General features: G+C 70.4%; 19 protein-coding genes and 1 pseudogene. 19 read left to right on the top strand and 1 reads right to left on the bottom strand.

Translation table 11 applies throughout. The annotated features are described in order from the left end of the window. The first annotated feature begins 86 nt into the window (after window positions 1–86). The 9 genes and pseudogenes from prfA to glyA all read left to right on the top strand — a co-directional run bounded on the left by prfA (window position 87) and on the right by glyA (window position 8,784). A complete protein-coding gene (gene prfA, locus K2M58_RS12145) occupies window positions 87–1,160 on the top strand; it encodes a peptide chain release factor 1 (RefSeq protein WP_289628255.1) in 1,074 nt (357 codons plus the stop codon). A 14-nt stretch (window positions 1,161–1,174) separates the two neighbouring features. After that, window positions 1,175–2,023 carry a peptide chain release factor N(5)-glutamine methyltransferase gene (prmC, locus tag K2M58_RS12140; protein WP_220677751.1) on the top strand — a complete coding sequence of 283 codons (849 nt, stop codon included), beginning with the start codon at window positions 1,175–1,177 and terminating at the stop codon, window positions 2,021–2,023. A gap of 127 nt (window positions 2,024–2,150) precedes the next feature. After that, a complete protein-coding gene (locus tag K2M58_RS12775) occupies window positions 2,151–2,951 on the top strand; it encodes a stage II sporulation protein R (protein WP_252393485.1) in 801 nt (266 codons plus the stop codon). 169 nt (window positions 2,952–3,120) lie between these two features. After that, window positions 3,121–4,416: a homoserine dehydrogenase gene (locus K2M58_RS12135; protein WP_252393484.1), complete on the top strand. Its 1,296-nt coding sequence runs from the start codon at window positions 3,121–3,123 to the stop codon at window positions 4,414–4,416. A 65-nt stretch (window positions 4,417–4,481) separates the two neighbouring features. Continuing rightward, entirely contained in the window at window positions 4,482–5,612 is a 1,131-nt protein-coding gene (locus tag K2M58_RS12130; RefSeq protein WP_220677749.1) for an L-threonylcarbamoyladenylate synthase, read from the top strand. A 163-nt stretch (window positions 5,613–5,775) separates the two neighbouring features. Further along, a pseudogene (locus K2M58_RS12770) lies at window positions 5,776–6,207 on the top strand (low molecular weight protein arginine phosphatase); the annotation flags it as partial. Window positions 6,208–6,321: 114 nt separating this feature from the next. Next, window positions 6,322–6,783: a ribose 5-phosphate isomerase B gene (gene rpiB, locus K2M58_RS12765; RefSeq protein WP_252393630.1), complete on the top strand. Its 462-nt coding sequence runs from the start codon at window positions 6,322–6,324 to the stop codon at window positions 6,781–6,783. Further along, window positions 6,780–7,403, top strand: a complete 624-nt coding sequence (locus tag K2M58_RS12120) for a TIGR01440 family protein (RefSeq protein WP_220677747.1) — start codon at window positions 6,780–6,782, stop codon at window positions 7,401–7,403. Before rpiB ends, K2M58_RS12120 begins: the two co-directional genes overlap by 4 nt. A gap of 121 nt (window positions 7,404–7,524) precedes the next feature. Further along, window positions 7,525–8,784: a serine hydroxymethyltransferase gene (gene glyA / locus K2M58_RS12115; protein WP_220677746.1), complete on the top strand. Its 1,260-nt coding sequence runs from the start codon at window positions 7,525–7,527 to the stop codon at window positions 8,782–8,784. A gap of 138 nt (window positions 8,785–8,922) precedes the next feature. On the opposite strand, the gene K2M58_RS12110 is transcribed toward glyA, so the two are convergent. After that, a complete protein-coding gene (locus K2M58_RS12110; RefSeq protein WP_220677745.1) occupies window positions 8,923–9,801 on the bottom strand; it encodes an ABC transporter ATP-binding protein in 879 nt (292 codons plus the stop codon). Between the two features lie 100 nt (window positions 9,802–9,901). Here K2M58_RS12110 and upp point away from each other — a divergent pair, with 100 nt between their 5' ends. The 10 genes from upp (at window position 9,902) to atpG (ending at window position 17,142) form a co-directional block, all read left to right on the top strand. Next, entirely contained in the window at window positions 9,902–10,531 is a 630-nt protein-coding gene (upp, locus tag K2M58_RS12105; RefSeq protein WP_220677744.1) for a uracil phosphoribosyltransferase, read from the top strand. After that, the gene (gene wecB / locus K2M58_RS12100; RefSeq protein ID WP_220677743.1) at window positions 10,528–11,700 is read left to right on the top strand and encodes a non-hydrolyzing UDP-N-acetylglucosamine 2-epimerase; all 1,173 of its coding nucleotides are present in this window, start codon (window positions 10,528–10,530) and stop codon (window positions 11,698–11,700) included. Before upp ends, wecB begins: the two co-directional genes overlap by 4 nt. 126 nt (window positions 11,701–11,826) lie before the next feature. Further along, window positions 11,827–12,084, top strand: coding sequence for an AtpZ/AtpI family protein (locus K2M58_RS12095; protein ID WP_248844457.1), 258 nt, complete (start codon window positions 11,827–11,829; stop codon window positions 12,082–12,084). Window position 12,085: 1 nt separating this feature from the next. Further along, on the top strand, window positions 12,086–12,454 hold the full coding sequence (locus K2M58_RS12090) for a hypothetical protein (RefSeq protein ID WP_220677742.1): 369 nt from the start codon (window positions 12,086–12,088) through the stop codon (window positions 12,452–12,454). A 5-nt stretch (window positions 12,455–12,459) separates the two neighbouring features. Continuing rightward, window positions 12,460–13,170 carry a F0F1 ATP synthase subunit A gene (gene atpB, locus K2M58_RS12085; RefSeq protein ID WP_220678926.1) on the top strand — a complete coding sequence of 237 codons (711 nt, stop codon included), beginning with the start codon at window positions 12,460–12,462 and terminating at the stop codon, window positions 13,168–13,170. A 113-nt stretch (window positions 13,171–13,283) separates the two neighbouring features. Further along, the gene (gene atpE / locus K2M58_RS12080) at window positions 13,284–13,496 is read left to right on the top strand and encodes a F0F1 ATP synthase subunit C (protein ID WP_220678925.1); all 213 of its coding nucleotides are present in this window, start codon (window positions 13,284–13,286) and stop codon (window positions 13,494–13,496) included. Between the two features lie 88 nt (window positions 13,497–13,584). Then, window positions 13,585–14,109: a F0F1 ATP synthase subunit B gene (gene atpF / locus K2M58_RS12075; RefSeq protein WP_220677741.1), complete on the top strand. Its 525-nt coding sequence runs from the start codon at window positions 13,585–13,587 to the stop codon at window positions 14,107–14,109. Next, on the top strand, window positions 14,106–14,675 hold the full coding sequence (atpH, locus tag K2M58_RS12070) for an ATP synthase F1 subunit delta (RefSeq protein WP_220677740.1): 570 nt from the start codon (window positions 14,106–14,108) through the stop codon (window positions 14,673–14,675). Before atpF ends, atpH begins: the two co-directional genes overlap by 4 nt. 13 nt (window positions 14,676–14,688) lie before the next feature. Further along, window positions 14,689–16,206, top strand: a complete 1,518-nt coding sequence (atpA, locus tag K2M58_RS12065) for a F0F1 ATP synthase subunit alpha (RefSeq protein ID WP_220677739.1) — start codon at window positions 14,689–14,691, stop codon at window positions 16,204–16,206. 21 nt (window positions 16,207–16,227) lie between these two features. Further along, on the top strand, window positions 16,228–17,142 hold the full coding sequence (atpG, locus tag K2M58_RS12060; protein ID WP_220677738.1) for an ATP synthase F1 subunit gamma: 915 nt from the start codon (window positions 16,228–16,230) through the stop codon (window positions 17,140–17,142). Window positions 17,143–17,162: the final 20 nt, after the last annotated feature.

The raw sequence follows: 17,162 nt of genomic DNA, 5'->3' as shown, positions 1-17,162 counted from the left end.
TTTTTTATATCATAAAAAAGTTATCGATTCACCTCCGCGCCGCGGCGGCGCGGGGGTCGCCGATGATCGGGAGCGGGGGGAGACCGGTGTTCGAACGCTTGGAGGCGATCGTCCGGCGCTTTGAAGCGCTTGAAGCGGAGCTCGCCGACCCGTCGGTCCTCGCCGATCCGGCCCGCTATCAAAAGCTCGCCAAAGAGGCGGCGGAGCTCGAACCGACCGTCGCCGCTTACCGGGCGTACCGCGATCTCGTCGCCCGGCGGGAGGAGACCCGGGCCCTTCTCGAGGCGGCGGACGACGACGCCTGGCGGGAGCTCGTCAAGGAGGAGCTTTCGGCGATCGAAGACGCCCTCGAGCGGGCGGAAGCGGAGCTCCGGAGCCTCCTCGTGCCGAAGGACCCGAATGACGACAAAAACGTCATCCTCGAGATCCGAGGCGCCGCCGGCGGGGAAGAGGCGGCGCTGTTTGCCGCCGATCTGTTTCGCATGTACAGCCGTTACGCCGAGGCCAAGGGCTGGAAGGTCGAAGTGCTCGACGCCCATTACACCGACCTCGGCGGCATCAAGGAAATCGTCTGCCTGATTCAGGGCCGCGGGGCGTACAGCCGGCTCAAATTCGAATCGGGGGCGCACCGGGTGCAGCGGGTCCCGGTCACCGAATCCGGCGGCCGCATCCACACGTCGACGGCGACGGTGGCGGTGCTGCCGGAAGTCGAGGACGTCGACGTCGAAATCCACGAAAAAGACCTTCGGATCGATACGTTCGCCTCGAGCGGCCCCGGCGGCCAGTCGGTGAACACGACGATGTCCGCCGTCCGCATCACCCACCTGCCGACCGGCATCGTCGTGAGCGTCCAGGACGAGCGCTCTCAGCACCGAAACAAGGAAAAGGCGATGAAGATCCTCCGGGCGCGGCTTTATGAACGGATGCGGGCAAAGCAGGAGGCCGAGCTCGCCAAGACCCGGAAGGCCGCCGTCGGCACCGGGGAGCGAAGCGAGCGGATCCGGACGTATAACTTTCCGCAGAATCGCGTCACCGACCACCGGATCGGGCTCACGCTCCACCGGCTGGACGCCGTCCTCGAAGGAGCGCTCGACCTCATCATCGAACCGCTCCTCCTTCACGAGCGGGCGGCCAAACTTTCGGCGATGGAAGGCGCCTGAGGGGCGGTTCGGCGGTGCGTGATCAGCTTTCGGTTGCCGAAGCGTATCGCATCGCCCGGGCGCGCCTCGCCGGCCGGCCGGACCTCGACGCGGATCAGGTCGCCGCGTGGCTCCTCCGGCATCTCCTCGGCCTCGATGGGACGGCCTTCGCCCGGCGGTTCGTCGATCCGGCGCCGACGGTCCCCCGGGCGGCGTTTTTTCGCCTGCTCAGGCGGCTCGCCCGGGGCGAGCCGTTTGCCTACGTCGTCGGGACGGCGCCGTTTGCCGGGGAAGAGCTTGCCGTCGGGCCGGGGGTGCTCGTCCCGCGGCCGGAGACGGAAGGGCTCGTCGAGCTCGTCGCGGCGGAGCCGGCGTGCGCCGAACTTCGGACGGCCCTCGACCTCGGCACCGGAAGCGGCGCGATCGCCGTCCTCCTCGCCCGGCGCTGCCCGACCTGGACCGTGACCGGCATCGACCAAAGCCCCGTCGCCGTCCTCTACGCCCGGGAAAATGCCCGCCGCCTCGGCGTACGGTTGCGGGTCCGCATCGCCCTGGCGTCGATCGAGGCGTACGTCCCGCCGGCGCCGGCCGACGTCCTCGTCGCCAACCCGCCGTACGTGCCGGAAGGGGCGGCCGTCTCTCCGGCCGCCCGCTTCGAGCCGCCGGGCGCCCTCTTTGCCGGCCCCGACGGCCTCGCCTTCTACCGCCTCATCGCCGCCCGTCTCGCCGCCTTCGTCCGCCCCGGCGGCCTCGTCGCCCTGGAGATCGGCGCCGGGCAGGCGGCGGCCGCCCTCGCCCTCCTTCGGGCCGCCGGGGTTCGGGAGCTCAGCGTCCGGCCGGATTTTCGCGGCCTCGACCGGTACGTCTTCGGACGGGCGCCGTGACGGCGCCGCCCGAGTCGCGGCATGACACCCGCCTCGCCGCCTTTTTCGCCCCGGCGGGGCGCCGTTTTGGCGTCGGCGTATAACGCCCTCCCGCCGCTGGCGAGACTGGAGGCGGGAGGGAGAACGGATGGATCGTCCTCAGCTCGATGTCGTCTGGCTTCATCGATCCCGCCGGCAGGCGCTCGGGCCCGCCGGTTGGGCCTTATGGCTTTTTTTCGCCGCCTTCCTTGCCGCTTTCCACCCGGCGCTTCCGCCGGAGGCGATCCGGCTTCGCGTCGTCGCCCACAGTGATCACCCGCGGGATCAGGCGATCAAAGCCGCCGCCGCCGCCGCCGTCCTCGCCGTCCTCGCGCCGGCCGTCTCTGAAGCGGAAGCGGAGGGGCCTGCCGCCGTCCGCCAGGCCGTCCTCCGATCGCTCCCGGCCGTCGCCGCGTCCGTCGAGCGGGTCCTTAGGGAAAACGGAGCCCCGTACGGCGCCCGGATCGCCTTCGGCCGCCAGCCGTTTCCGGCCAAGCCGTTCGGCGACCGGTGGCTTCCGGCCGGCGACACCGAGGCCCTCGTCGTCACCCTCGGCGCCGGCCGAGGCCACAACCTCTGGTGTGTCTTTTTTCCGTCCCTCTGCCTCACCCGGGAAGCGGTGCGGCCCAAGGCCCTCGCCGCCCCGCCGACCGAAGGCCCGGGAAAGGCCGGGGCGAAAGACGGCGCGGCCGCGCCGACGGCGCCTAAGGGCGGTGCGGAGGCGGTCGGCGGGACCACACCGGCGGCGGGCGGCGCGCATGGCGCCCCGGCCGGCGCTTTCGCCGGCTCTCCGCCGGGCACCTCGGACGCCGCTTCAAAGGAAGCCGGTGAAAGCGGCGGCACGGGCTTTGAGGTCCGCTTCTTTTTCCTCGAACGGCTCATGGCCTGGTGGGCGCGGTTCCGGTCGTGATGGACGTCCCGGGGGCCGGCCGCCGGGGCGCCCGGAGGGGAAGGTTGGCGTCGTGGCGGCCGCCCAGGGTCCAAAAGGAGCGTCCGTGCCGGTCCGGCTTGCGCCGGGCCGGTTTTTCGGCTATAATGTCCACAAAATAAAAACAAGTGTACACCGAGGAGGTACGGCAGTGGGAGGGAAACCGGCCCCGGTTGCCGTCGGCCTGCTGGGATTCGGCACCGTCGGATCCGGCGTCGTCCGGCTGATCGCCGAACACGCCGAAGAGCTGGAAGCGGAACTCGGTCAGCGGCTGGTCGTCAAGCGCATCCTCGTCCAGGACCCGGCGAAGGAACGCCCGGTGAAGGTGCCGCCGGAGGTGCTCACGACCGATCCGGGGGTCATCCTGGACGATCCGGAGATCCGGATCGTCGTCGAAGTGATCGGCGGCCTCGAACCGGCCCGGACGCTCGTCCTCGAGGCGCTCCGGCGGGGCAAGCACGTCGTGACCGCCAACAAAGACCTCATGGCGCTCTACGGCGCCGACCTTCTCGCCGTCGCCCGGGAGCACGGGGCGGACCTGTACTTTGAGGCGAGCGTCGGCGGCGGCATTCCGATCATCCGCACCCTGATGGACGGGTTTGCGTCCGACCGCATCACCCGCATCTACGGCATCATCAACGGCACGACGAACTACATCCTCACCCAGATGAGTCGTCAGGGCCGCTCGTTCGACGAGGCGCTCCGGGAAGCGCAGGCCCTGGGCTACGCCGAAGCCGACCCGTCGAGCGACGTCGACGGCCTCGACGCCGCCCGGAAGATGGTCATCCTGGCGACCCTCGGCTTTCACATGCCGATTGCCCTCGACGACGTCGCCGTCCAGGGCATCCGGGGGCTCGACCGGAAGGATATCGCCTATGCCGACGAGTTCGGTTACACCGTGAAGCTTCTCGGGACGGCGATCCGGGACGACGGCTCCGTCGAGATCGCCGTGCAGCCGACCCTCGTGCCGAAAGATCATCCGCTGGCCAACGTGAGCGACGCCTTCAACGCCGTCTTCGTCCACGGGGAGGCGGTCGGCGAGACGATGTTTTACGGCCAGGGGGCCGGCTCCCTCCCGACGGCCACCGCCGTCATGAGCGACGTCGTCGCGGTGATCAAAAACATGCTGCTCGGCGTCTCGGGCAAACGCCTCGGCCGGCCGCTTCGGCCGAAGCGTCTGAAGACGCCGGCGGAGATCGTCGGCCGCTACTTCTTCCGCCTGACGGTCGACGACGCGCCCGGCGTGCTCGCCCACATCGCCCGAACGCTTTCGGAAAGCGACGTGAGCATCGAGCGGATCGTCCAGGTGCCCGACCCGGCGGCCCGCACGGCGGACATCCTCATCATCACCCACGCCGCGACGCAGGCCGCCCTGGACGCCGCCCTCACGCGCCTGAGAGACCTTTCGGCCCTCCGGGCGATCCACGCCGTCTTCCGGGTGCTCTGACGCCCGGCGCCGGATGCTCGGCTCTGAAAGGAGGGGACGGGACGGCCGGGGTTCCCGGCCGCCGGATGACCGTGACCCGCGTCCTCGTCGTCGAACCGCATGCCCGGGAAACCGAACTGCTCACGGCGCCGGCGATCCGGGAGGCGGCCGCGATCCTCCGGCGGGGCGGCCTCGTCGCCTTTCCGACGGAGACCGTCTACGGCCTCGGCGCCGTCGCCACCGACGCCCGGGCGGTGGCGAATCTGTTTGCCGCCAAAGGCCGGCCGGCGGACAACCCGCTCATCGTCCACCTCGCCGCCGCCGAAGACGCCGCCCGCGTCGCCCGGGACATCCCGCCGGAGGCCTGGCGGCTGTGGGCCCGCTATGCCCCGGGCCCGCTCACCCTCGTCCTCCCGTCCCGGGGGACCGTCGCTCCGGCGGCCCTCGCCGGCCTGCCGACCGTCGCCGTCCGCATCCCGGCCCATCCGGTCGCCCGCGCGCTCATCCGGGCTGCGGGCGCCCCGATCGTGGCGCCGAGCGCCAACCGCTCCGGACGGCCCAGCCCGACGACGGCGGCCCACGTTCTCGAAGACCTCGCCGGCCGCATCGACGCCGTCGTCGACGGCGGCCCGGCCGGCATCGGGCTCGAGTCGACGGTCCTCGACGTCACCCGCCGCCCGGCGGTCGTCCTTCGCCCCGGCGCCGTGACCGTCGAGATGCTTGAGGCCGTCCTCGGCGACGGCGCCGTCGTCGATCCCGCCGCCCCGCTCCGGGACGGAGAGGCTCCCCGGTCGCCGGGGATGAAGTACCGGCACTATGCGCCGGACGTCCCCCTCGCCCTCCTCGACCTCGAGGACGGGGCGGAGGCGGCCGTCGAGGCCCTGCGGGCGGCCCTCGCCGTCTCCGGACCGCCGCCGGCGGTCATCGCGACGGAGGAGGACGCCGCCCGCCTCCGGGCGCTCCTCGCCGCGGCAGGCGTCCCTTCCGACCGGCTCCTCTGGGTGATCGTCGGACGCCGGTCCGAACCGGAGACGGTGGCGGCGGCCCTTTACGGCGCCTTTCGCTCGCTCCGGCCGGAGGCGGCCTCCCGGGCATTTTTCGTCCGCCTGCCGGAGACCGGCCTCTTCCGGGCGGTGATGAACCGCGTGCGGAAAGCAGCCGGCGACCCCCCTTTTCCAGGAAAAGACGCGGCGCCCGCCGCGCCGGCGCCGGAGTGAGGCGCCGGCCCCGGCCTCGGTCCCGGGGGCGGCCGGGTGCGGTGCCCCCGCGATGTTTCCGGTTCACGCCGCCGACGGCCGGAATGGGACTCGGCTCCGTCGCCGGCGGTTCGTGCCATGGATTTGCATCTTCCCGGCGTTCGCGCCATGAAGGAGGGGGACGATGCGGCCGAAGCGCGTCCTTTTCGTCTGCACCGGCAATACGTGCCGTTCGCCGATGGCCGAAGCCCTCGCCCGACGTCTCCTCGGCGAGGCGGCGGAGTTTCGCTCGGCGGGGCTCGCCGCCTGGCCGGGGGCGCCGGCGTCGGACGACGCCCGGGCGGTCGTCAAAGCGTACGGGGCCACCCTCGACGACCACCTCGCCCGGCCCCTCGACGCCGAAGCCCTCGCCTGGGCCGACGTCGTCCTCACCATGACCGAAGCCCAGCGGGACGTCCTCGTCCGGCGGTTCCCCGAACATGCCGAAAAGACGTTTGTGCTCGGGGCGTGGGTCGACGCGCACCGTACGGCCGCCGGTCGGGCGCCCCTTCGGGTCGGCGACCTCTCCGATCCGTTCGGCCTCGGGCGGGCCGCCTACGAACGGACCGCCGAAACCCTGCAGGCGCTCTTCGGCGCCCTCCGGGAAGTGTGGTATAATGACGCGAAAGACCGCGGCGATGGCGATCCGGCCGGCCCCGCCGGATCCGTCGCTCGCCCGAAGGGGGATTCGATGCGCATCGCCCTCGGCGCTGATCACGGCGGCTTTCGCCTGAAGGAAATCCTCAAGGCGTACGTTCAGTCCCTCGGCCACGAGGTGATCGACGTCGGCACGACGTCGGAAGACGCCGTCGATTACCCCGACTACGCCTTTCCCGTCGCGGAGATGGTCGCCCGGGGCGAGGTCGACCGGGGCATCCTTCTCTGCGGCACCGGCATCGGCATGGCCATCGCGGCCAACAAGGTGCCGGGCGTCCGGGCCGCCCTCGTCCACGACCTCTTTTCGGCCCGGGCGACCCGCGCCCACAACGACGCGAACGTCCTCACGATGGGCGGCCGCCTCCTCGGCTCGGATCTCGCCAAGGAGATCGTCCGCGTCTGGCTGGAGACGCCGTTTGAAGGGGGGCGTCACGCCCGCCGGATCGAAAAGATCGCCGCCCGGGAGGCCCGAAGCGAGGGGGCGACGGGGCGATGACGGCGGAGCGCCCGCCGCATCCGGCGGCGGAAGCCGGCCCGAACGCCGCCGATCCCGGCCCCGGCGCCGATCTCGTCCGGGAGATCGAGGCGGCGGTCGCCGAAGCCCTGAAGGCGCTCCTCGAGCGGCGCCCCCTCGGGCCGAAGCACCTCTTCGTCGTCGGGGCGAGCACGAGCGAGATCGCCGGCGGGCCGATCGGGAAGCGGCCGACCCTCGCCTACGGGGAGGCGATCGTCCGGGCGGTGGAAGCCGTTCGGGAACACCACGGGTTTCATACGGCCTACCAGTGCTGCGAGCACCTCAACCGGGCCCTGGTCGTCCGGCGGGAGACGCTGGAGGCGTTCGGCCTCGAAGAAGTCACCGTCCGGCCGGTGCCGGAGGCCGGCGGCGCCCTCGCCACCGCCGCCTACGACCTCTTGCCGGAGGCGGTCTGCGTCGAGGCCGTCCGGGCCGACGCCGGCCTCGACATCGGCGAGACGCTGATCGGGATGCATCTGAAACCCGTCGTCGTGCCGTTTCGGCCGCCCCGGCGGACCGTCGGGGCCGCCCGGATGACCCTCGCCTACAGTCGGCCGAAGCTCATCGGCGGGCCGCGGGCCCGCTACCCGGAGCCCCGATAAGCGGCCGGGGCCGCCCGGCTCGCCCAAGCCGGCTCCGCCGGGCGAAGGCGGCCGCTTCGGCGCGACGCCATCCATCGAGCGCCCCGGCTTTTTCCGCCGGGGCCGGAAAGGGAGAGGACGCGTGGAACAGTTAAGGGCCCAGGATCCGGACGTCTTCCGGGCGATTCAACAGGAGCTTGAGCGGCAGCGGTCTCACCTCGAACTCATCGCCTCGGAAAACTTCGTCTCCCCGGCCGTCCTCGAAGCGATGGGCACGGTGCTCACGAACAAATACGCCGAAGGTTACCCCGGCCGGCGCTACTACGGCGGCTGCACGTACGTCGACGTCGTCGAAGACCTCGCCCGGGAGCGGGCGAAGGCGCTCTTCGGCGCCGAGCACGCGAACGTCCAGCCCCACTCCGGCGCCCAGGCGAACATGGCCGTCTACCACGCCCTCCTCGAGCCGGGAGACACCGTCCTCGGCATGGACCTCGCCCACGGCGGGCACCTCACCCACGGGAGCCCGGTGAATTTTTCCGGGAAGCTGTACCGCTTTGTCGCCTACGGCGTCGACCCCGAGACGGAGACGATCGACTACGACGCCGTCTACCGCCTCGCCGAGGAGCATCGGCCGAAGCTCATCGTCGCCGGCGCGAGCGCCTATCCCCGGATCATCGACTTCGCCCGCTTTCGGGAGATCGCCGACGCCGTCGGCGCCCTCTTCATGGTCGACATGGCCCACATCGCCGGCCTCGTCGCCGCCGGCATCCACCCGAGCCCGGTGCCCTACGCCGACGCCGTCACGACGACGACCCACAAGACGCTTCGGGGTCCCCGGGGCGGGCTGATCCTCTCCCGGGAGCGCTACGCGAAGGCGATCGACAAGGCGCTCTTCCCCGGCATCCAGGGCGGGCCCCTCATGCACGTCATCGCCGCCAAGGCGGTCGCCCTGGGCGAAGCCCTTCAGCCGGCGTTCAAGCGCTACAGCGAGCAGGTCGTCAAAAACGCCAGGCGGCTCGCCGAGGCGCTTAGGGCGCGGGGCTTTCGCCTCGTCTCCGGCGGCACCGACAACCACCTCATCCTCATCGATCTCAGGAACCGCGGCCTCACCGGCAGGGAAGCCGAGGCGCGCCTTGATGCCGTCGGCATCACGACGAACAAAAACGCCATCCCCTTCGACCCCGAAAAGCCGAACACGACGAGCGGCCTTCGGGTCGGGACGGCGGCGGTGACGACGCGGGGGATGGACGAGGCGGCGATGGACGAGATCGCCGAGCTTTTCGACCTCGTCCTCACGCCGGAGCCCCGGCCCGGCGCCGAAGAAGAAGCCCGGCGGCGGGTTCAGGCCCTCGTCGAGCGCTTTCCGCTGTACGACGCCCTCGTGCCGGGCTACCGCCTCTGAGGCACCGCCCGCCGGCGCCCCGCGGCGCCGCGCCTCGGCGGGCGCCCCGGACGGGCCGGCCGGAGGGCCTGCGGTCCGTCGGAAGCGCCGGAGGGCGCGGCGGCCGGCGGGCCGCTTTTTTGGTTGTCGCCCTCCGCCTCAGCGCCCGGTCGGCGCCTCCGGATGGGCCGGCGCTTCCGGCAGCGCCCAGACGCGGTCGCCGAAACGGTAGAGCCGGATGGGCCGCCCGTAAAACGCCCGGAGCCGCCCTTCGGTCAGCGCCTCCGACCGGGGGCCGGCGAAAAAGACCTCGCCCCGCCTGAGGAGGAGCACCCGATCGAAGAGCGGGAGCACCTCTTCGAGGTGGTGGGTGACGTAGACGGCGGCGCCGTTCGTCTGCGAAAGGCGCCGGTCGATCGTCTCAAGGAGCGCCTCCCGGGCGAAGAGGTCGAGCCCCGCCGTCGGCTCGTCGAAGACGAAAAGCGCCGGGTCGGAAAAAAGAGCCCGGGCGAGGAGCGTCCGGGCCCGCTCGCCGTCGGAAAGCGTCGCGTACGGCCGGTCCATCGCCGCCCCGTCCAGACCGACCGCCGCGAGGGTCTCGCCGGCGGCGGCAAGGACGGCCGGCGCCGGCCGCTCCGGCGGCCGGACGGCGCCTCGGCGGCCCAGAGCGACGATCTCCCGGGGCGACTCGGGGCCGAACGCCTCCTTCAGTTCCCCGCCGATCCAGCCGATCTTCGCCTGAAGCGCCTCGACCGGCACCGTCCCGAGGCGGTGTCCGAACAGCCGGACGGTTCCGCGGGTCGGAAAAAGCCGCCCGGACAGAAGCCGAAGGAGCGTCGATTTGCCGGCGCCGTTTAAGCCGAGAACGGCCCACCGCTCCCCGGGGGCGACCCGCCAGGTGACGTCCTGAAGGAGCGGCCGGCCGTCCCGAACGACGCTCACCCCCTCGAGGGCGACGATCGGCCCGCCCGCCGTCTTCGCGCCGGGGGCCTCCCGGGCGTCCCGGTTTCGCTCTTCCCGCTCAACCATCCGCTCCATCCGCGCGGGCCTCCTCCCTGCGCCGGCGTCCGGCGCGTTTTTTCCATTGTGGGGGAGATCTGCTATAATGGTCAAGACCTCAGGCGATGGAGGCCGCGCGATGGGCAAAGTGCACATCTTCGATCATCCCCTCATCCAGCACAAGCTCAGTTTCATCCGCGACAGGCGGACGGGAACGAAAGAATTTCGCGAACTGATGAACGAAGTGGCCATGCTCATGGCCTATGAGATCACCCGGGACCTCCCGCTGGAAGAAATCGTCGTCGAGACGCCGGTGGCGCCGGCCCGGACGCGGGTCTTAAGCGGTCGGAAGATCGGCCTCATCCCGATCCTCCGGGCGGGCCTCGGCATGGTCGACGGCATGCTCAAGATCCTCCCGACGGCCAAGGTCGGCCACATGGGCGTCTACCGCGATCCGGAGACCCTAAAGCCGGTCGAATACTACGTCAAGCTCCCGAGCGACATCGCGGAGCGGGAGCTCATCGTTCTCGACCCGATGCTCGCCACCGGCGGCTCGGCGTCCCACTCGATCGCGGTCTTGAAAAACCGCGGCGCCCGGTCGATCAAGCTCATGGCGCTCATCGCCGCGCCGGAAGGGATCGCCTGCTTGCAGGCGGACCACCCGGACGTCGACCTGTACGTCGCCGCCGTCGACGAGCGGCTGAACGAGCACGGCTACATCGTCCCGGGGCTCGGCGACGCCGGCGATCGCCTGTTCGGAACGAAATGACCGCCCCGGCCCGCCGGCGCCTCCTCGTCGTCTTCGGCACCCGGCCGGAGGCGATCAAGATGGCGCCGCTCGTCCTCGCCCTCCGGGCGGTTCCCCGCTGGGAGACCCGGGTCGCCGTCACCGCCCAGCATCGGGAGATGCTCGATCAGGTGCTTCAGATTTTCGGCCTTCGGCCGGATTACGACCTCGATCTCATGCGGCCCGGCCAGACGCTTCAGGATATCACCGTCGGGGCGCTCACGGGGCTCCTGGACGTCCTCGACGACTGGACGCCGGACGTCGTCCTCGTCCACGGCGACACGACGACGACGTTTGCCGCGGCGCTCGCGGCGTTTTACCGGAAGGTCGCCGTCGGCCACGTCGAGGCAGGCCTCCGGACGTACGACAAGTACGCCCCTTATCCCGAAGAGATGAACCGGCAGCTCACCGGCGTCCTCGCCGATTATCACTTTGCTCCGACGGAGCGGGCGGCGGAGGCCCTCCGCCGGGAAAACAAGCCGCCGGAGCGGATCTTCATCACCGGGAACACCGTCATCGACGCCCTGAAGACGACGGTCCGGTCGGACTTTCACCACCCGGTGCTGAAGGCGGTCGGGGACCGGCGGATGCTCCTTCTCACGGCCCACCGGCGGGAAAACTGGGGCGCCCCCCTGCGGCGGATCTTCCGGGCCGTCCGCCGGATCGTCGACGCGTTCGGCGACGTCGCCGTCGTCTATCCGGTGCACCCGAACCCCGTCGTCCGGGAGGCGGCGGAAGCCGTCCTCGGGGATCACCCCCGGATGCACCTCATCCCGCCCCTCGACGTGATCGCCTTTCACAACGTCATGGCCCGGGCGCACCTCATCCTCACCGACTCCGGCGGCATCCAGGAAGAGGCTCCCTCCCTCGGCAAGCCGGTCCTCGTCCTCCGAGACGTCACCGAGCGGCCGGAGGGCGTCGCTTTCGGCGTGCTCAAGCTCGTCGGCACCGACGAGGCCCGCATCGAGGCGGCGGTCCGGACGCTTCTCACGGACGAGGCGGCGTACCGGGCGATGGCGACGGCGGTGAACCCGTACGGCGACGGCCGGGCGTCGGAGCGGATCGTTGCCGCCCTCCGGTACGCCTTCGGCGAGGCGCCGGAGCCGCCGCCGCCGTTTCGCCCCGTCCGTTCACGAAACGTTCACCGTTGAAGGGGGCTCGGGCCGACCGGGACCCGCCCGGTCGCGTTGACAAACAAAGTTCCATACGCTACGATTGGTGAGGATCATCGCGAATTCCGCGCACGACGGCGGTGAAGCGGGGAGGGCGGTGCGGCCTTGGACAGATCCGACGGTCCGTCGAGCCCGTGGCACTTGATGGCGCTGGTCGGGGAGGCGAGCGGCAAGCTCGTCGGGCCGATCCTCCTCGGCTACTGGCTCGGTACCGCATTGGACCGCCGGCTGGGGGTCGCGCCGCTTTTTTTGCTGCTCTTTATCCTCCTCGGGATTGCCGCCGGAATCTTTTTGCTCGTGCGGACCCTCATGGCGGTCCTCGGCGATGACCGCCGGCCGAATTCCGGCGGCGGGAGGGAATGAGATGGAGGCGGCCGGCGTGCCCCGGGCGATCGCCGCCCTCTTTGCCCTTGCCGGGGCCGTCGCTCTGCTCGGCTTCGCCGGCGTCTGGCCGCCGGTGAGCTTCGGCCTCGCCCTCGGGGCGGCGATCGGGCTTGTGAACGCCGTCCAGCTCGCCGGGCGGGTTCGCCGCCTGATCGAGGCGCCCGGCCGTGGCGGGCTGGGGACGGCCTTCCGTTTTGCCCTGGCGGCCCTCGGCGCAGCGCTGGCCGTCCGAAGCGGCGGGGCGATCGACGTCCGGGCCTACGCGGCCGGGCTTCTGGCCGTGCCGTTCCTCCTGGCCGCCGCGGCGTCGCTTCAGCGCCGCCTGCCACCCGGCGCCCGAAGGAGGTGAGACGCGTGACCCATGCGGCGCCGATCGTCACCTGGATGGGGATGCGCTTTAACCTTTCGACGATGCTCATGGACGTCGTCGCCGCGGCGATCGTCTTCATCCTTGCCGTCCTCGGGACGCGACGGCTCACGACCGGCGTCCCCCGGGGGATGCAGAACGTCCTCGAGTGGGTGATCGAGTTCGTCCGGGGCATCATCGGGAGCGCCATGAACCCCCGCCTCGGCGAGCGCTATCTCCTGCTCGCGACGACCCTCCTCCTCTTCATCTTCGTCTCGAACATGCTGGGGCTACCCTTTGCCATCGTCGTCGGCGGCGTCCAGTGGTGGAAGTCGCCGACGGCCGACGCCAACGTGACCTTGACGCTCGCGATCGCGGTGCTCCTCGTCGCCCACTACTCCGGCATCCGGGAGCACGGGTGGGGCGGCTATCTGCGGTCGTACTTGAAGCCCAATTTTCTCTTTCTTCCGATCAACGTGATCGAGCAGTTTTCCAACACCCTGACGCACGGCATGCGTCTTTACGGCAACATCTACGCCGGCGAGGTGCTCCTCGGCCTGCTCGCCGGGGCGGCCAAAGCCGGCGTGCTGGCGATGCTTCTGGCCGCCGTGCCGCTTATGGTCTGGCAGGCGTTCAGCATCTTCGTCGGCGCGATCCAGTCGTTCGTCTTCGTCGTGCTGGCGATGGTCTACATCGCCCACAAGGCCGAGGCCCACTAGGGAACGGACGCCCGGCCCCTGGCCAGCGGACGTCGCCGCGGGTTTTGCGGCCCGTCCCCTCAGCCCGTAAACCAATTTCAAAAAGACGATGAAGAAAGGAGATCCCGATGAGCATGGGAGTGCTTGCTGCTGCGATCGCCGTCGGCCTGGCCGCCCTTGGCGCCAGTTTGGGCAACGGTCTTGTCATCAGCCGGACGATCGAAGGGATCGCCCGTCAGCCGGAGTACCGCGGCGCGCTGCAGACGACGATGTTCATCGGCGTTGGCCTCATCGAGGCGATTCCGATCATTGCCGTCGTCATCGCCTTCCTCACCCTCGGCCGCTGACGGCCGTCCGGAGCCGACCGCCTGAGGCGGTCGCTCGTTTTATCGCCGCCAAAACCGATGGCACCGATGTGCGAAGGGAGGATTGGGCGTGCTCCTGGCCCAGCCCGAAGTCCACGCCCAGGGCGGGATCAACCTCGAGCTCGGCACGATGCTCTTTACCCTGGCGACGTTCCTCGTCCTCCTGTACCTTTTGAGCCGCTACGCGCTGAAACCGCTTCTTTCCGTCATGGAAAAGCGAGAAAAGCGCATCCATGACCTCATCACCGGCGCCGAGGCCGATCGGCGGGCGGCGGAAGAAAAGCTTCGGGAGGCCGAAGCCCGCCTTGCCGAAGCGCGGACCGAGGCGGAGGCGATCCTCGCCCGCGCCCGGCACATGGCGGAAAAAGAAGCCGAGGCGCTTCTCGTCAAAGCCAACGAAGAAAGCGTTCGCCTCCGGGAAGAGGCCCGGCGGGCGATCGAAGAAGAGCGCGCCCGGGCGGTGGCGGCCCTCCGGCGGGAGGTGGCCGACCTTTCCGTCCTCATCGCCGGCCGCATCCTCGAACAATCCGTCGACGAGGCGGCCGAGCGGGCGTACGCCGAACGGGTGCTGGAGGAAGTGGGGGGCCTCCGATGAGCTGGCGGGATGAGCGGATCGCCCGGCGGTACGCCCGGGCCCTCTACCAGGCGCTCCCGCCGGAGGCCCGCCGGCCGGCCGTCGAACGTCTGACCGACGTCGTCACCTGGCTCCGTGAGACGCCGGGCGCCCTCGAATGGCTCCGGCATCCCCTCGTCCGCTCAGAAGACAAGGTGGCCCTGCTCGAACGGGCGCTGGAAGGGGCCGACGAGCGCCTCGTCCGGTTCGTCCGCCTCCTCGTCGAGCACGGTCGGGCGGCCCTCCTCCCCGCGGCGGCGGACGCCTTTCGGGCGGAGGTCGACCGGGCGGACGGGCGCCTTCGGGTGCGCGTCCGAAGCGCCCGGCCGCTTCCGGAGCGCGTGCGTGAGCAGATTGAAGCCCTCTTTCTGGCCCAGGGCTATCGGGGCGTCGAGCTCGAGGCGACCGTCGACCGGCGCCTCATCGGCGGCTTCGTCCTCGAGGCCGACGGGCGCCTGTACGACGCGAGCATCGCCCGGGCGCTCGAGAAGCTGAAGGACCGCCTCATCGCCGACGCCGGCGCCCGGGAGCCCGGGAAGATCGGGTGAAGGGTGGGAGACGATGAGCGCCATCAAGGCGGAAGAGATCAGCGCGCTTTTAAGGCAGCAGATCGAGCGATACCAGACCGCCCTCGACGTCGCCGAAGTCGGCACGATCATCCAGGTCGGGGACGGCATCGCCCTCATTCACGGCCTCAAAAACGCCATGGCCGGCGAGCTCCTCGAGTTTCCCGGCGGCACGATGGGCATGGTGCTCAACCTGAACGAAGACAGCGTCGGCGCCGTCATCATGGGGCCGTACCAGCACATCAAGGAAGGCGACGTCGTCCGGCGGACGAAGCGCATTATGGAAGTGCCGGTCGGCCAGAACCTCATCGGCCGGGTCGTCAACCCCCTCGGCCAGCCGGTCGACGGCGGACCGCCGATCGAGCCGGAAGGCTATCGCCCCGTCGAGTCGCCGGCGCCGGGCGTCATCGACCGGCAGTCGGTCAAGGAGCCGATGCTCACCGGCATCAAGGCGATCGACGCCATGATCCCGATCGGCCGGGGCCAGCGGGAGCTCATCATCGGCGACCGGAAGACGGGGAAGACGGCGATCGCCGTCGATGCGATCATCAACCAAAAGGGCCAGGACATGATCTGCATCTACGTCGCCATCGGCCAGAAGGAGTCGACGGTGGCGAAGGTCGTCGAGACGTTCCGGAAGTACGGCGCGATGGACTACACGATCGTCGTCACCGCGAGCGCTTCCGAACCGGCCCCGCTTCTTTATCTCGCGCCGTACGCCGGCGTGGCCATGGCCGAACATTTCATGCACCAGGGCAAGCACGTCCTCATCGTCTACGACGACCTCTCCAAGCAGGCGGCGGCGTACCGGGAGCTTTCGCTTCTCCTCCGGCGGCCGCCGGGCCGGGAGGCCTACCCGGGGGACGTCTTCTACCTCCATTCGCGCCTCCTCGAGCGGGCGGCGAAGCTGTCCGACGCTAAGGGCGGCGGCTCGATCACGGCGCTCCCGTTCATCGAGACGCAGGCCGGCGACATCTCCGCCTACATCCCGACGAACGTCATCTCGATCACCGACGGCCAGATCTTCCTCGAGTCGGACCTCTTCCATGCCGGCATCCGGCCGGCGATCGACGTCGGCCGCTCCGTCTCCCGCGTCGGCGGCTCGGCGCAGATCCCGGCGATGCGGAAGGTCGCCGGCACGCTCCGCCTCGAGCTCGCCCAGTATCGGGAGCTCGCGGCGTTCGCCCAGTTCGGCTCCGACCTCGACAAGGCGACCCAGGCGCAGCTCGCCCGGGGCGAGCGGCTCGTCGAGCTTTTGAAGCAGGACCAGTTCCAGCCGATGCCGATCGAACACCAGGTCATCTCCCTCTTCGCCGGAACCCGGGGCTTTCTCGACGACATCCCCGTCGCCGACGTCCGGCGGTTTGAGCGGGAGCTCATCGCCTACTTCGAGGCGGAACAGAAGGCGCTCCTCGACGAGATCCGCGAGACGAAAAAGCTCCCCGACGAAGACAAGCTCAAGGCGGCGATCGCCGAGTTCAAAAAAGGCTTTCGGCCGTCCGGCCAGGCGTAAGCCGGCCGAAGGGGGGGTTCGATGGCCAAGGGCCTCAGGGAGCTTCGGGCCCGCATCCGAAGCATCAAAAACACGCAGCAGATCACCAAGGCGATGAAGCTCGTCTCGGCGTCCAAGCTCCGCCGGGCGCAGGAGCGGGCGGCGGCTTCCCGGCCGTACGCGGAAAAGATGCAGGAGATCATCCGCTCGATCGCCCGGGGCGCCGCCGGCGTCCGCCATCCGATGCTCGAAGGACGGGAGATCCGCCGCCGGGGCTACGTCGTCATCACCTCCGACCGGGGGCTCGCCGGCGGTTACAACGCCAACCTCCTGCGGGCGTTTCACCGGGAAGTCGCCGGCCTCGACCGGGAAGCCTACGTCGTCGTCGCCATCGGCCGCAAAGGGCGGGACTACCTCGTCAAGCGGGGCTTTCCCGTCCGGGACGAGATCACCGGCTTGAGCGATTTTCCGGAGTACCCGGACATCCAGGCCCTCGCCGAGCGGACGGTGCGCCTCTTTGCCGACGGAGAGGTCGACGCCCTCACCCTCGTCTACAACGAATTCATCAGTCCCCTCGTCCAGCGGCCGAAGATCGTCCGCCTCCTGCCCCTGACCCAGGAGGCGCTTCACGGGGGCGCATCCGCCGGCGGGGAGAGGGCCCGGCCGGACGGCGGCCGGGCGGAGGCGCCGGCCCTCTACGAGTTCGAACCGTCGCCGGAGGGGGTGCTCGCGGCGCTCCTTCCGCGCTACGCCGAGGCGCTCATCTTCAACGCCCTCCTCGAGGCCAAGGCCGGCGAGCACGCCGCCCGGATGACGGCGATGGGCGCCGCGACGGACGCGGCGGCGGAGATGATCGAAAGCTACACGTTGGAACTGAACCGCGCGCGGCAGGCGGCGATCACCCAGGAGATCGCCGAAATCGTCGGCGGCGCAAACGCCCTCGCGGCGTCGCGCTGACCGGAAGGGGGAGGGTCGAA

It is taken from the genome of Hydrogenibacillus sp. N12 (assembly GCF_019645935.1).
Classification (GTDB): domain Bacteria; phylum Bacillota; class Bacilli; order Thermicanales; family DSM-22653; genus Hydrogenibacillus; species Hydrogenibacillus schlegelii.
This window is presented reverse-complemented; position numbering and strand designations above follow the sequence as displayed.

Bases quoted from the DNA above. Each gene is read 5' to 3' on its own strand.
- K2M58_RS12110 (WP_220677745.1), bottom strand. From the start codon at position 9,801: ATGGAGCGGATGGTTGAGCGGGAAGAGCGAAACCGGGACGCCCGGGAG.
- atpE (WP_220678925.1), top strand. From the start codon at position 13,284: ATGGGAGTGCTTGCTGCTGCGATCGCCGTCGGCCTGGCCGCCCTTGGC.
- rpiB (WP_252393630.1), top strand. From the start codon at position 6,322: ATGCGCATCGCCCTCGGCGCTGATCACGGCGGCTTTCGCCTGAAGGAA.
- atpH (WP_220677740.1), top strand. From the start codon at position 14,106: ATGAGCTGGCGGGATGAGCGGATCGCCCGGCGGTACGCCCGGGCCCTC.
- atpG (WP_220677738.1), top strand. From the start codon at position 16,228: ATGGCCAAGGGCCTCAGGGAGCTTCGGGCCCGCATCCGAAGCATCAAA.
- atpA (WP_220677739.1), top strand. From the start codon at position 14,689: ATGAGCGCCATCAAGGCGGAAGAGATCAGCGCGCTTTTAAGGCAGCAG.
- K2M58_RS12130 (WP_220677749.1), top strand. From the start codon at position 4,482: ATGACCGTGACCCGCGTCCTCGTCGTCGAACCGCATGCCCGGGAAACC.
- K2M58_RS12120 (WP_220677747.1), top strand. From the start codon at position 6,780: ATGACGGCGGAGCGCCCGCCGCATCCGGCGGCGGAAGCCGGCCCGAAC.
- upp (WP_220677744.1), top strand. From the start codon at position 9,902: ATGGGCAAAGTGCACATCTTCGATCATCCCCTCATCCAGCACAAGCTC.
- wecB (WP_220677743.1), top strand. From the start codon at position 10,528: ATGACCGCCCCGGCCCGCCGGCGCCTCCTCGTCGTCTTCGGCACCCGG.
- K2M58_RS12775 (WP_252393485.1), top strand. From the start codon at position 2,151: ATGGATCGTCCTCAGCTCGATGTCGTCTGGCTTCATCGATCCCGCCGG.
- K2M58_RS12090 (WP_220677742.1), top strand. From the start codon at position 12,086: ATGGAGGCGGCCGGCGTGCCCCGGGCGATCGCCGCCCTCTTTGCCCTT.